The 13176-nt window shown below is 72.8% G+C and carries 13 protein-coding genes; 9 read left to right on the top strand and 4 right to left on the bottom strand.

The genetic code is table 11. The features are described 5' to 3' along the window. Positions 1–174: 174 nt before the first annotated feature. From ABZ858_RS05250 to phoU, 3 genes are all read right to left on the bottom strand, one after another. Positions 175–585, bottom strand: a complete 411-nt coding sequence (locus ABZ858_RS05250) for a nuclear transport factor 2 family protein (protein WP_361372776.1) — start codon at positions 583–585, stop codon at positions 175–177. A gap of 188 nt (positions 586–773) precedes the next feature. Continuing rightward, positions 774–929: a hypothetical protein gene (locus ABZ858_RS05245; RefSeq protein ID WP_361372774.1), complete on the bottom strand. Its 156-nt coding sequence runs from the start codon at positions 927–929 to the stop codon at positions 774–776. Between the two features lie 205 nt (positions 930–1134). After that, positions 1135–1824, bottom strand: a complete 690-nt coding sequence (gene phoU, locus ABZ858_RS05240) for a phosphate signaling complex protein PhoU (RefSeq protein WP_361372772.1) — start codon at positions 1822–1824, stop codon at positions 1135–1137. Between the two features lie 295 nt (positions 1825–2119). Here phoU and ABZ858_RS05235 point away from each other — a divergent pair, with 295 nt between their 5' ends. Both ABZ858_RS05235 and ABZ858_RS05230 read left to right on the top strand, forming a co-directional pair. Beyond that, positions 2120–3436 (top strand): ATP-binding protein, encoded by a 1317-nt coding sequence (locus ABZ858_RS05235; protein ID WP_361372770.1) that lies wholly within the window; start codon positions 2120–2122, stop codon positions 3434–3436. Beyond that, positions 3433–4113: a response regulator transcription factor gene (locus ABZ858_RS05230; RefSeq protein WP_361372768.1), complete on the top strand. Its 681-nt coding sequence runs from the start codon at positions 3433–3435 to the stop codon at positions 4111–4113. Before ABZ858_RS05235 ends, ABZ858_RS05230 begins: the two co-directional genes overlap by 4 nt. 138 nt (positions 4114–4251) lie before the next feature. Here ABZ858_RS05230 and ABZ858_RS05225 read toward each other — a convergent pair whose 3' ends face one another. Continuing rightward, positions 4252–4956 (bottom strand): DUF461 domain-containing protein, encoded by a 705-nt coding sequence (locus tag ABZ858_RS05225; RefSeq protein ID WP_361372766.1) that lies wholly within the window; start codon positions 4954–4956, stop codon positions 4252–4254. Positions 4957–5694: 738 nt separating this feature from the next. On the opposite strand from ABZ858_RS05225, the gene ABZ858_RS05220 reads away from it, so the two are divergent. The 7 genes from ABZ858_RS05220 (at position 5695) to ABZ858_RS05190 (ending at position 13115) form a co-directional block, all read left to right on the top strand. Further along, positions 5695–6177 (top strand): CarD family transcriptional regulator, encoded by a 483-nt coding sequence (locus tag ABZ858_RS05220; RefSeq protein WP_003953493.1) that lies wholly within the window; start codon positions 5695–5697, stop codon positions 6175–6177. Positions 6178–6641: 464 nt separating this feature from the next. After that, entirely contained in the window at positions 6642–7406 is a 765-nt protein-coding gene (ispD, locus tag ABZ858_RS05215) for a 2-C-methyl-D-erythritol 4-phosphate cytidylyltransferase (protein ID WP_361372764.1), read from the top strand. 175 nt (positions 7407–7581) lie between these two features. Then, complete coding sequence (gene ispF, locus ABZ858_RS05210; protein ID WP_361372982.1) at positions 7582–8100, top strand: 2-C-methyl-D-erythritol 2,4-cyclodiphosphate synthase; 519 nt, start codon at positions 7582–7584, stop codon at positions 8098–8100. A 73-nt stretch (positions 8101–8173) separates the two neighbouring features. Next, positions 8174–8578 (top strand): PPOX class F420-dependent oxidoreductase, encoded by a 405-nt coding sequence (locus ABZ858_RS05205; RefSeq protein WP_361372762.1) that lies wholly within the window; start codon positions 8174–8176, stop codon positions 8576–8578. A gap of 73 nt (positions 8579–8651) precedes the next feature. Continuing rightward, a complete protein-coding gene (gene cysS, locus ABZ858_RS05200) occupies positions 8652–10052 on the top strand; it encodes a cysteine--tRNA ligase (RefSeq protein ID WP_361372760.1) in 1401 nt (466 codons plus the stop codon). Positions 10053–10226: 174 nt separating this feature from the next. Beyond that, a complete protein-coding gene (gene rlmB / locus ABZ858_RS05195) occupies positions 10227–11171 on the top strand; it encodes a 23S rRNA (guanosine(2251)-2'-O)-methyltransferase RlmB (RefSeq protein ID WP_361372758.1) in 945 nt (314 codons plus the stop codon). A gap of 162 nt (positions 11172–11333) precedes the next feature. Then, entirely contained in the window at positions 11334–13115 is a 1782-nt protein-coding gene (locus tag ABZ858_RS05190) for a DoxX family protein (protein WP_361372756.1), read from the top strand. Positions 13116–13176: the final 61 nt, after the last annotated feature.

Genomic DNA, 13176 nt, shown 5'->3' with positions numbered 1-13176 from the left:
GAAGTGGTCTCCGCGCATCCCATCGACTGAGTCATGCACAGGACAAGACTGTTGAACGGTCGATGCCGAATCCTTTACCGGAACCGCACCCTCATTGCCCGCCCGGTCGCCCGCCCGGTCGCCCGCCCGGCCACCCGGCCGCCTGTCCGTACGGCCGCCCGCGTCCCGTCGCTCCTACTCCGCTTCCGGCGGGACCGGCGTGGCCTGGTGGTAGTACATCCGCCAGACCGCCCCCTCGCCGTCACCGCTCCGCCGCCACACCGAGCTGCGGCGCGCGTGCCGTCCCTCGATCACCGTCTCGAAGGTGAGGTGGACCAGGCCGGGGGCCAGGAGCACTCCCCGCATGCGGGAGGGCTCGTAGCGGGGGCCGTCCTGCGCGGCGCCGGTCATGCCGGGCAGCGCGGCGAGCATCTCCTCGTACGTCCATCGCCGGCCCGAGGCGCCCACCTCCACGAACTCCGGGTCGAGGAGCTGCCCGGCCAGCTCCCGGGACGCCCGCACCCGCGGGTCCATCAGGCGCAGTTCACCCGCGACGGCCGCCTCCACCGCCTCGGACGGTTCCCTTGGTTCTGTCACGTCGGTCATGCCCACCATGATCAGGCGGCGACGGCCAGGCTCGCCATCAGCGAGGGGGTCGACGAGGACCCCGGCGGTGATGCCGGGGCCCCGCGTCGTACGTCGGTGTGCCGTCAGCCGTCAGCCGTCAGCCGTCAGTCGTCAGCCGTCAGCCGTCAGCCGTCAGGTGACAGCAGACGGTCGTCAGACGACAGCCGTCACCCGCACTGGCATGGCGCGCCCGACTGGCAGCCGCAGCCGCAGCCCGAGCCGCAGCCGCAGGCGGCGAGCATCGGGAGGCTTCTGACCGCGGCGACCTGCTCGGTCTCGCGGTCCTGTGTGGGATCGGGGGTGACACTGGGGGATTCGGCCATGGGTCCCTCCTCTGGGCGGACGCGCAGAAGCATCTGAGACACCTCTGCAATGCCTCGGCAATGCCTCTGCTCATTCCATGCCCGTTCCGCTGGGCGCATCAACGGCGCACAGTGGCTCATCCGCGCCCCTGCGCCGGGTTCGCGCCCCTGCGCCGGGCCGCCCGCCCGGCCGGCCCCTCCCGCCCCCCCGGGACGTACGACGGATTCAGGCCCCGTCGACCTTCGTCACCCCCTGGGCGTCCTGCTGCAGCTCGTCCGCGTGCTCGCCGGTGACGAGGTACACCACCCGCTTGGCCACCGCCACCGCGTGGTCGGCGTAGCGCTCGTAGTAGCGGCCGAGCAGCGTGACGTCCACGGCCGTCTCGATGCCGTGCTTCCAGCGGTCGTCGATCAGGTGCTGGAAGAGGGTGCGGTGCAGCAGGTCCATCTCGTCGTCGTCCTGCTCCAGCTGGAGGGCGAGATCGACGTCCTTGGTGACGATCACCTCGGCGGCCTTCGCCATCAGGCGCTGCGCGAGCTGGCCCATCTCCAGGATGGTGGCGTGCAGGTCCTGCGGGACCGCGCGCTCGGGGAAGCGCAGCCGGGCCAGCTTGGCCACGTGCTGGGCGAGGTCGCCCGCGCGCTCCAGGTCGGCGGACATGCGCAGCGACGTGACGACGATCCGCAGGTCCGTGGCGACCGGCTGCTGCCGGGCCAGCAGCGCTATCGCCCGGGCCTCCAGGTCGTGCTGCAGTTCGTCGACCTTCTGGTCGGCCTCGATCACGCTTTCGGCCAGTTTGAGGTCGGCGTCGAGGATGGCGGTGGTGGCGCGTCCGATCGCCGACCCGGCCAGCCGGGCCATCTCCACCAGACCGTCGCCGATCGAGTCCAGTTCCTCGTGGTACGCGTCCCGCATCTTCGGTTCCCTCTCGTGCTCTTGTGAGCGCTCCTGCGAGTGCCCTCGTGCGTGCTCTCGTGAGTGCTCTCGTTACGTCTTCTCCCGGGGCCGCAGGGGTGGCAACCAGGGGTGGTGAACAGGCCGACAACCGGTGGTCTGCAAGCCCACGCTCCCACGGTCCGGCCCCCACGCGTCCGTTTCCGCCCGCTCACGTGAACCGGTACTGGCCTGAAGGTGAACTCTGGGCGACGAGTGTTCGAGGACGCACCCGGACGGGTGCGGGCACCTCGTCCGTCATGCCTAACCTGGAGGCATGGACGTGAACGCGGCGGTCGCCGCAGCGGCAGCGATCGCCGGAGTGCTCACCGGTGTCATCGCCATGCTGGCGTTCCGGTTCAGTGAGCGCGAGCAGAAGCGTCCGACGCGCACCTCGCTGCACACCGATCCGGTGCTGCCACCTGGCGTGGACACCGTCCTCTCGGTACTGCGCTCCTCCGCCGTCGTGCTCGACGAGGCCGACGCCGTGGTCAAGGCGAGTTCCGCCGCCTACGCCCTCGGGCTGGTCCGCGGCGGCAAGCTCTCCGTCGAGCCGATGCTCCAGATGGCCCGGGACACCCGGCGGGACGGGGAGATACGGCAGGTCGAGCTGGACCTGCCACGGCGCGGCACCGGGCGCGGCGAGGCCCTCGCCGTCTCCGCGCGGGTCGCCCCGCTCGGCTCGCGGCTGGTGCTGCTGCTGGTGGAGGACCTGACCGAGGCACGCCGGATCGAAGCCGTACGACGCGACTTCGTCGCCAATGTGAGCCACGAGCTGAAGACGCCGGTCGGCGCGCTCTCCCTGCTGTCCGAGGCCGTCATGGACGCCTCGGACGACCCGGAGGCGGTGGAGCGCTTCGCCGGGCGGATGCAGATCGAGGCGACCCGGCTGACCAATCTGGTGCAGGAGCTGATCGACCTCTCCCGGGTGCAGAACGACGACCCGCTGGAGGACGCCGAGCCGGTCCGGGTCGACGAACTCGTCGCCGAGGCCATCGACCGCTGCCGCCACCAGGCCGGCACCAAGCAGATCACCATGGCCGCCGGCGGTACGGCGGACCTGCGGGTCTGGGGCAACCGCGGCCAGCTCGCCGCCGCCCTCGGCAACCTCGTCGAGAACGCCGTCAACTACTCCCCGGCCCGCACCCGCGTCGGCATCGCCGCCCGCCGGATCAACGCGCCGGGCGGCGACCTCATCGAGATCGCCGTCACCGACCAGGGCATCGGCATCTCCGACAAGGACAAGGAGCGCGTCTTCGAGCGCTTCTACCGCGTGGACCCGGCCCGCTCGCGCGCCACCGGCGGCACCGGCCTCGGGCTCGCGATCGTCAAGCACGTGGCCGCCTCGCACGGCGGGGAGGTCACGGTGTGGAGCGCCGAGGGACAGGGCTCCACCTTCACCCTGCGGCTGCCGGAGGCGGCAGCGGCCCGGGAGGCGCGCGACCGGGACCGCGCGCGGCAGCACTCCGCCACCGACCCCGGCGACGAGGCCGGGGGCGGTACCGGTACCGGCCCCGCCCCCGGACAGTCCCGCACAGCATCACCGCAGTCATCCCCGTACGAACCGCTTCCCGCCCCGGAGGTCCTTCCGTGACCCGAGTGCTCGTCGTCGAGGACGAGGAGTCCTTCTCCGACGCCCTGTCGTACATGCTCCGCAAGGAGGGCTTCGAGGTCGCCGTCGCGGCCACCGGGCCCGACGGCCTCGACGAGTTCGAGCGCAACGGCGCCGACCTCGTCCTCCTCGACCTGATGCTGCCGGGCCTGCCCGGCACCGAGGTGTGCCGCCAGCTGCGCGGCCGCTCCAACGTCCCGGTGATCATGGTGACCGCCAAGGACAGCGAGATCGACAAGGTCGTCGGCCTGGAGATAGGGGCCGACGACTACGTCACCAAGCCCTTCTCCTCCCGCGAGCTGGTCGCCCGGATCCGCGCGGTGCTGCGCCGGCGCGGCGAGCCGGAGGAGGTCACTCCGGCGGCGCTGGAGGCGGGCCCGGTCCGCATGGACGTCGACCGGCACGTCGTCACCGTCTCCGGCACCAAGGTCGACCTGCCGCTGAAGGAGTTCGACCTGCTGGAGATGCTGCTGCGCAACGCCGGCCGGGTGCTGACCCGGATGCAGCTGATCGACCGGGTCTGGGGCGCCGACTACGTGGGCGACACCAAGACCCTCGACGTCCACGTCAAGCGGCTGCGCGCCAAGATCGAGCCGGACCCGGGCGCGCCGCGCTTCCTGGTGACGGTCCGCGGACTCGGCTACAAGTTCGAGCCGTAGGCCGCAGCACGGCCGGAGCCAGGTCAGCGCCCGGCCGGCGCCCGGCCGCAGTACGCCGAAGGGCGGCACCCTCCTCGCGAGGGTGCCGCCCTTCGGCGTGTGCGTGCGTGCGTACGCCCGTACGCGCGCCGCCCGGTCTCAGTGACCGGCGGACGACTGCGACCCGGAGTCGCTGGGAGTCACGGTCCTGCCATTGCCGTCGACCGGCCGGCCCGCGGTGTTCGAGGCGGTCGGCGCGCCCTCGGGCTTCTTCGTCCCCTTGGCCGGCGAGCCCGGCTTGCCGCTGGTGGAGGCGGTGGGCGTGCCGCCCTGGGCGCCGGGCGCCGCCGGGACGCTGCTCGGCCCCCACTTGTCGAAGTAGCTCTCCGCCGGGACGACGAAGGCACGCAGGTTCACGTCACCGGCCTTGCTGAAGGTGAAGGTGATCTGCTGCGCGTTGCCGTCCTGGACGACCGGGCCGGGGTCGGTCAGCGCGGCGGAGGCGTTGCCCTTGCCGCCCAGGAGCACCGAACCGTGGCCCGGGACGGTGATCTTCCCCTGGCCCTTGGCCGGGGTGAGCTGGGCGGTGCCACCGCCGTCGACGCGGACGGCGTCCAGGGTCTGGGCGTCGTCCCCGTTGTTGAAGAGGGTCACCGAGACGACGGCCGGGCCCTTGGTCTGGGTGCCGGGCTGGGTGATGATCACCGCGTTCTGGACCTTGATGGCACCGACGGTGACGGCCGCGTTGTCCGGCTTGACCTCCAGCGTCTGGGCATCGTTGCCGGCGCCGCACGCGGCGAGCGAGGCGATCGAGAACGCGATGGCGGCGGCGGCGAGGGCGCCGCGTCGAAGGCTGCTGCTCACGGCGGCGGCAACTCCTTGAACGTGGGCGGTGCAGGACGGCCCCTATAAAGCCGCCCTAAGTGTCTGTCAGCGGGGTCAGGTTACCGAGCCGTTCCGGCGGGTCCGCACCCGACCCGCCCCTCGGCGTCCCCGGGCACCCGGACACCGCTCGCGGGAGGGGCCGGGGAGCGCTCTCCACGGGCCTCTCGCCGCGCATCGGCCGGGGTGCCGCCCGCCATTCACATAAGCGTCCTCCGGCTTACGGTCCTGGATACCCGCCCCGGATACCCGTCCCTGATACCCACGGCTTACCGGCCGCCTTACCCGCCCTCTTACCCGAGACACCGGCGTGGCGGATCTCGCGGATTTCCGGCACCGGAATGCGCGGCGCCGCCGGAATTGATCACCGGCCGCCGGGCGGCCCGTTGCGGTCGCGGACGTGATCAATTCCGGATTCGGCCGGGACGCGACCGGCGTCACCGAACGGAGTAGCGGAAGTCGATCGTCTGGGGGTGGACAAACCGGGACGTTTGGCCGTTTGGCCGGACGGCCGGATGTGTGTAACGTACGCGTTTCACCCCGTGCGAAGAGCCCCTCCGACCTGCGAATACCTGCTTCCGCTCGGCTCACCCGACCCTTCCGAAGCACGTCCCGGTTGCAGTTGTCAAGCCCCGAGATATGCCCTGACCTGCGAAAACGCCATTCAGAACCCGCCGTATCCGTGTTACCCTGGATAGCCACGGAAGGGGTACCTGTCACATGACGTTCAAGGTTGGCGACACCGTGGTCTATCCCCATCACGGGGCCGCGCTGATCGAGGCCATCGAAACTCGCCAGATCAAAGGCGTGGACAAGACCTACTTGGTGCTGAAGGTCGCCCAGGGTGACCTGACGGTACGTGTGCCAGCGGACAATGCGGAGTTCGTCGGCGTGCGTGATGTGGTCGGTCAGGACGGGCTGGACCGGGTCTTCGAGGTGCTGCGTGCTCCGTACGCCGAGGAGCCCACGAACTGGTCGCGTCGCTACAAGGCAAACCTGGAGAAGCTCGCCTCCGGCGATGTCATCAAGGTCGCGGAAGTCGTGCGCGACCTGTGGCGTCGTGAGCGCGAGCGCGGTCTCTCCGCCGGTGAGAAGCGCATGCTCGCCAAGGCCCGCCAGATCCTGGTGAGCGAGCTGGCCCTCGCGGAGAACACGAACGAGGACAAGGCCGAGGCTCTGCTCGACGAGGTTCTCGCGTCCTGACACGCGTGTCCCGACACTCCATGTCCTGACATGTCATGTCCTGACACGGGACGACATCCTGGTCCGGGGCGACAGGAACCACCTCCGCCTCTGCTCAGCACTGTGCAGTGCAGTCACATGCCGCGGTGCCCGATGACGCGACTTCTGTCGCCGGGTGCTGCGGCATGCGCGTACCCACGTGCCGGACGGCGTATGCCTGCCGAATCCGACGTACTCCCACGTGACGTGTCGCACACCCACGTCCGCGACGTGACGCACACCCCACGTCCATGACGTCGACGTACTCCCACGTCCTGACGGCGGGAAAGATCCCCCGATACTGTGTGCCGGGCCCGGGCGGTCGGCTCGACCGAGGTCACGGAAGGGTCCGGTCGAGGCGTCGCGCCCGGCACGGTGAGGCCATACCCACCTGGGCCCCGCCGCCAAACCGGCGTCCGCAGCGCGCCCGAACCCGACAGGAACCGATGTCTGACGATCCGCGCCCCTCGCCCCCGGCCGCCCGGCAGGAGGCCCCCGTCGCCGTCGTGATCCCGGCCGCCGGCCGGGGGGTGCGGCTCGGCCCGGGCGCCCCCAAGGCGCTGCGCACCCTGAGCGGCACGCCCATGCTCGTCCACGCGGTGCGCGCCATGGCCGCCTCCCGTGCCGTGTCCCTGGTCGTCGTGGTCGCCCCGCCCGAGGGCGCCGCGGAGGTCAAGGCGCTCCTGGACGCGTACGTGCTGCCGGAGCGGACCGCGTTCCTCGTGGTTCCCGGCGGCGAGTCGCGCCAGGAGTCGGTGCGGCTCGGCCTGGACGCGCTGCCGCCCGGCCACGAGGTCGTCCTGGTGCACGACGCGGCCCGCCCGCTGGTCCCGGTGGACACCGTGGACGCGGTCATCGAGGCCGTGCGCGAGGGCGCCGCCGCCGTCGTACCGGCGCTGCCGCTCGCGGACACCGTCAAGGAGGTCGAACCGGCCGCGGCCCCGGGCGGCCCGGAGCGGGTGCTGGCCACGCCGGACCGGGCGCGGCTGCGGGCCGTGCAGACCCCGCAGGGCTTCGACCGGGCCACCCTGGTGCGCGCCCACGAGACGGTCACCGACAACGTCACCGACGACGCGAGCATGGTCGAACAGCTCGGCGAGCCGGTCGTGGCCGTCCCCGGCCACGAGGAGGCGTTCAAGGTCACCCGCCCCCTCGACCTCGTCCTCGCCGAGGCGGTCCTGACCCGCAGGAGGCTCAACGATGGCTTCTGAGACGTCGACGCCTGGGACTCCGGCGCCTGCCGTGACTCCGGCGCCCGCCGTGGCCCCCGCCGAGGCTCCAGTGGCCGCCGAGACCTCGATGCCCGCTGGGACTCCGGCGCCCGCCGAGACCCCGTCGCCTCCCAGGACCTCGGCGCCCGCCGAGCCCCCGGCCCCCGCCGAATCCCTGGCCCCGTCCGGGCCCCCCGCGGCCCCCCGCGGCCTCCCCGTCCTGCCCCAGGTCGGCATCGGTACCGACATCCACGCCTTCGAGGAGGGCCGCGAGCTGTGGTGTGCCGGGCTGAAGTGGGAGGGCCAGGGGCCGGGCCTGGCCGGGCACTCGGACGCCGACGTCGTCGCGCACGCCGCGTGCAACGCGCTGTTCTCGGCCGCCGGGCTCGGTGACCTCGGGCAGCACTTCGGCACCGGGCGGCCCGAGTGGTCGGGCGCCGCCGGGATCACGCTGCTGACGGAGGCCGCGCGGATCGTGCGCGCGGCCGGCTTCCGGATCGGCAACGTCGCCGTGCAGGTCGTCGGGGACCGGCCGAAGATCGGCAAGCGGCGCGAGGAGGCGCAGCAGGTCCTCTCCGCGGCCACCGGCGCACCGGTGTCCGTCTCCGGCGCCACCACCGACGGGCTCGGCTTCCCCGGCCGCGGCGAGGGGCTGATGGCCGTGGCAACCGCCCTCGTGGTGCGGGTGAGCTGAGGGCGTGCGAGGGTACCCGCAGAGTCACCGGCTGCCAGTGAACCCAGTGAACAAGGACCCGGAGGGTGCCCCCATGTCCGCCGTACTGTCCGACCGTCTCAAGAACCTCCTCGACGGCCCCGTCTTCATCGTCGTCGGCACCGTCCAGCCCGACGGCAGTCCGCAGCTGTCCCCGGTGTGGGTGAAGCGGGACGGCGACGACCTCCTCTTCTCCACCACCGTGGACCGCCGCAAGAAGAAGAACCTCGACCGCGACCCGCGCGTCAGCGTCGTCGTCCAGGACCCCGGGGCGCCCTATGAGTACGCCGAGATCCGCGGCAGCGCCGAGATGACCACCGAGGGCGGCCGGGACCTCATCGACGAGCTGTCGCTGAAGTACACCGGCAAGAAGTACGCGGAGTTCAACCCGGCCTCGTCCCAGGACGCCGAACGGGTGGTCGTGCGGATCAGGGCGCGCAAGGTCGTCGGGAGCCTGTGACCGCGCCCCCGTGCGGCGGGGCCCGTAGGGAAAGGGGCGCGAGGCACTGTCCTCGGGCCACTACCCTGGAGTGGTGACGATTCGCCTGTACGACACCAGCGCCCGGCAGATCCGTGACTTCACCCCGCTCACGCCGGGCTGTGTCTCGATCTACCTGTGTGGCGCCACCGTGCAGGCGGCCCCGCACATCGGGCACATCCGCTCGGGCCTGAACTTCGACATCATGCGCCGCTGGTTCGCCCACCGCGGCTACGAGGTGACGTTCATCCGCAACGTCACCGACATCGACGACAAGATCATCAACAAGGCGCGCGAGCAGGACCGCCCCTGGTGGTCGATCGGGTACGCCAACGAGCGCGCCTTCAACGACGGCTACACCGCGCTGGGCTGCCTGCCGCCCACCTACGAGCCCCGCGCCACCGGGCACATCCCCGAGATGATCGAGATGATGCGGCGGCTCATCGAGCGCGGGCACGCCTACGCGGCCGACGGCAACGTCTACTTCGACGTGCGCTCCTTCCCCGGCTACCTGGAGCTGTCCCGGCAGGAGCTGGACAATCTGCTCCAGCCCTCCGGCGAGGGCGAGACCGGCAAGCGCGACCCGCGGGACTTCGCCATGTGGAAGGCGGCCAAGCCCGGCGAGCCGACCTGGTCCACCCCGTGGGGCGAGGGCCGGCCCGGCTGGCACCTGGAGTGCAGTGCCATGGCGCACAAGTACCTGGGCGCCGCCTTCGACATCCACGGCGGCGGCCTGGACCTGATCTTCCCGCACCACGAGAACGAGATCGCCCAGGCCAAGGCGTACGGCGACGAGTTCGCCCGGTACTGGGTGCACAACGCCTGGGTGACCATGGCCGGCGACAAGATGTCCAAGTCGCTCGGCAACAGCGTGCTGGTCTCCGAGATGGTCAAGCAGTGGCGCCCGATCGTGCTCCGCTACTACCTGGGCACCCCGCACTACCGCTCGATGATCGAGTACAGCGAGGAGGCGCTGCGCGAGGCCGAGTCGGCGTTCGCCCGGATCGAGGGCTTCATCCAGCGCGTGGTGGAGAAGGCCGGTCCGGTGGAGCCCGCCGAGCAGGTGCCGCCCGCCTTCGCCGAGGCGATGGACGACGACCTGGGCGTCCCGCAGGCGCTCGCCGTGGTGCACACCACCGTCCGGCAGGGCAACAGCGCGCTCGCCGCCGACGACAAGGAGGCCGCCGTGGCCCGGCTCGCCGAGGTGCGGGCCATGCTCGGCGTCCTCGGCCTCGACCCGCTGGACGAGCAGTGGGCCGGTGAGGGCGGCGACCGCGGCGAGGACCTGCACGGGGTGGTCGACACCCTGGTCCGCATGGTGCTCGACCAGCGCGAGGCAGCCCGGTCCCGCAAGGACTGGGCCACCGCGGACGCCATCCGCGACCAGCTCGGCCAGTCAGGACTGGTCATCGAGGACAGCCCGCAGGGCCCGCGCTGGAGCCTCGGCCCCCGCTGAGCCCGCCCCCGGGCACCGGGGCCCCGCTGTGCCGCCCGGCCGTCCGGGCGGCACACTGCATAGACGTACAGACGCAAGACACACGTACAGACACACCAGTCGTACGGACACACCAGACGTAATGGACGTACGCACGCCACGTGCGGACGACGCTTTCGACAGACAGGTAGTTTCATGGCCGCGAACAACCGCCGCATGTCCGGCAAGAAGGGCGCGCAGGTCGGCAGCGGCGGCAAGCGGCGCCGCGGCCTGGAGGGCAAGGGCCCCACGCCCCCCGCCGAGATGCGCAAGGGACACGTCAAGCAGCGCGCCGCCCAGGCGAAGGTCCGCCGGGCCCAGGGCGGCCGCCCGCAGCAGCGCCGCGGCGCCGGCCGCTCGGCCGCCGAGTACGTCGTCGGCCGCAACCCGGTCGTCGAGGCGCTGCGCGGCGGCGTGCCCGCCTCCACGCTCTACGTCCAGCAGTTCATCGACAACGACGAGCGGGTCCGCGAGGCGCTCCAGCTCGCGGCCGAGCGCGGCGGCATCAACCTCATGGAGGCCCCGCGCCCCGAGCTGGACCGGATCACCAACGGGCTCAACCACCAGGGCCTCGTCCTCCAGGTCCCGCCGTACGAGTACGCGCACCCCGAGGACCTCGCCGACGCCGCCGCCGACGCGGGCGAGGACCCGCTGATCGTGGCCCTCGACGGGGTGACCGACCCGCGCAACCTCGGCGCGGTCGTCCGGTCCGTCTCCGCCTTCGGCGGGCACGGCGTGGTCGTGCCCGAGCGGCGCGCGGCCGGCATGACCGCCGGTGCCTGGAAGACGTCCGCCGGCACGGCCGCCCGTACGCCGGTGGCGCGCGCCACCAACCTGACGCGCGCCCTGGAGACGTACCAGAAGGCGGGCATCACGGTCGTCGGCCTGGCCGCGGACGGCGAGGCCGAACTCGGTGACCTGGAGGCCCTGGGCGGGCCGGTCGTCATCGTCGTCGGCAGCGAGGGCAAGGGCCTGTCGCGGCTGGTCGGCGAGACCTGCGACGTCCGGGTGCGCATCCCGATGCCGGGCGGCGCGGAGTCGCTGAACGCCGGTGTGGCGGCCGGGATCGTGCTGTACGAGGCGGCCCGCCGCCGCGCGTGACCGGGCCACCGGCCGGGAGGCAACCGGCCGGGAGCGGACGCTCGAACGGGCGTCCGCTCGTTCACCTGGACGGGCAAATCCGTCCGTCCGGGGCATCCTTGACGCGGCCCGGACAGATCCGACCGGTCAAGGCAGTGTCCTAACTCGCCGTCACTCGGTTAGATGAGTGTGGACACCAGAACACCCCGCACACCCACGGGGGACCGCTCGTCGGGGTACGACGACGCTCCCGCGCTGAGCATGGTGAAGGTGCCGAGCGATCCGGCGCAGGTCATCGTCGCTCACGCGAGCTTCCGCGTGCAGTTGGGCGCCGCCTCGCGGCGCACCCTGTCCCCGCGGATCGCCCGGTACCCGAGCGCCACCGACGCCACCGCCCGCATGCCGATCGGCGGCCAGGCCGGCCGCGCCCAGGGCGCCGGCCACCGCCGCCCGCTCGTCTGGAGCGGCCGGTCCGCCCCCGACGACACCGGCGCCCACCGGCTGCTGCAGGCCGTGCGCAGCACGAGCGTGCGGCACGCCGAGGAGCCGTCCGCCGACCCCGGGGCCACCCAGGTCATCCCACGCATCGGCGCCGGCCCCGGTTACGGCCCGGGCTACGGGCCCGGGACCGGCGGCTACGACGGCCTCGACGCGACCGTCGAGACCCCGGTCGTCGGCCCGCAGCGCACCGCCGAGCCCGGCGAGACCCGCCTCCTGCCGCACATGCGGTCCGTGGGCAGCGCCTACGAGGAAGCGGGATACGGCGGCGGCCCGGGCCACCCGGCCCAGGGCGGCCGGCCGCCCTACGGCGAGGCGGGCCCCGGCTACGCGGGCGAGGACTTCGGGACCGACGGTTACGCGTACGCCGGCGGCCACCCGTACGAGGACCGCGACGTCACCGCCGCCACCGAAGGCGACGCCCGCCCCCGCGGCAGGCGGCACGACGATCCGGCCCGCCACGCCTACTACCCCGGCCGCCGGATGAACCTCGGCGTCGTGCTGCTCCCGCTGCGGATCTTCCTCGGGTTCATCTCCGTCTACGCCGGCATGGGCAAGCTGTGCGACCCGCTCTACTTCGACGGCGGCAAGCGCGGTTCCATGGTCAAGTGGCTCACCGCCCTGCACCCCTGGGAAGTCGCCGAGCCGCTGCGCCAGTTCGCGCTCCAGCACCCCGTCGGCTCCGGGCTCTCCATCGCCTTCCTCCAGGTCATCGTCGGTGTCCTCACCGTGCTGGGCTGCTGGCAGCGGGTCGCCGCCGTGTTCGGCGTGCTGCTGTCGGCCGCGCTCATCGTCACCGTCAGCTGGCGGACCGTCCCCGTCTACGACGCCCCGGACATCATCTACCTCGCCGCCTGGTCCCCGCTGATCATCGCCGGCGCCCCCGTCTACTCGGTCGACGGCCGGCTCGCCGCCTCCGCCTGGCGGCGGCTCGGCCCGCGCTCGCACATCTGGGAGCTGCGCCGGTACGTGCTGCGCCGCGGCGCCCTGCTCACCGTGGTCGTCACCGGGCTCACGCTGCTGGCCGGCTCGCTGCTGGGCGGCGCGGTGCGCGACGCCGACCGGGTGGTCGTGCCCGGGCCCGGGGACGCCCCGCGCAACGAACTGCCCGGCTCGCCGCTCCCGCAGCGCTCCGGCGGCGCCGCGCACCAGGGCGCCCCGTCCGCCTCGGCCTCGCCCGGTCACCGCGGCGCGTCGGCCGACCCGTCCGGCGGTCCCTCGTCCACGCCGGGCTCGGCCAAGGAGAGCGGCAGCGCCACCGGCGGCTCGCCCAGCCAGAGCCAGGGCACCACCGGCCGGACCCGGCCGCGCCACTCCGCGCCCGCCCAGCGGGCGCCCAGCACCAGCGCGGGCCCGGCCTCCGGCGGCAGCACCACCGGCGGCTCCGGCAACGGCTCGGGCGCGTCCGGCGGCTCCGGCTCGTCCTCGGGCGGCCAGCCGGGGCTGGTGGGCGGCCTGCTGGGCTAGCCGCGCCGGCAGCCCCGTACGGCATACGCCGAAGGGCCCCGCACCGTGATGGTGCGGGGCC

The sequence above is a fragment of the Streptomyces sp. NPDC047017 genome (genome assembly GCF_040644175.1).
Taxonomy (GTDB): Bacteria; Actinomycetota; Actinomycetes; order Streptomycetales; family Streptomycetaceae; genus Streptomyces.
This window is presented reverse-complemented; position numbering and strand designations above follow the sequence as displayed.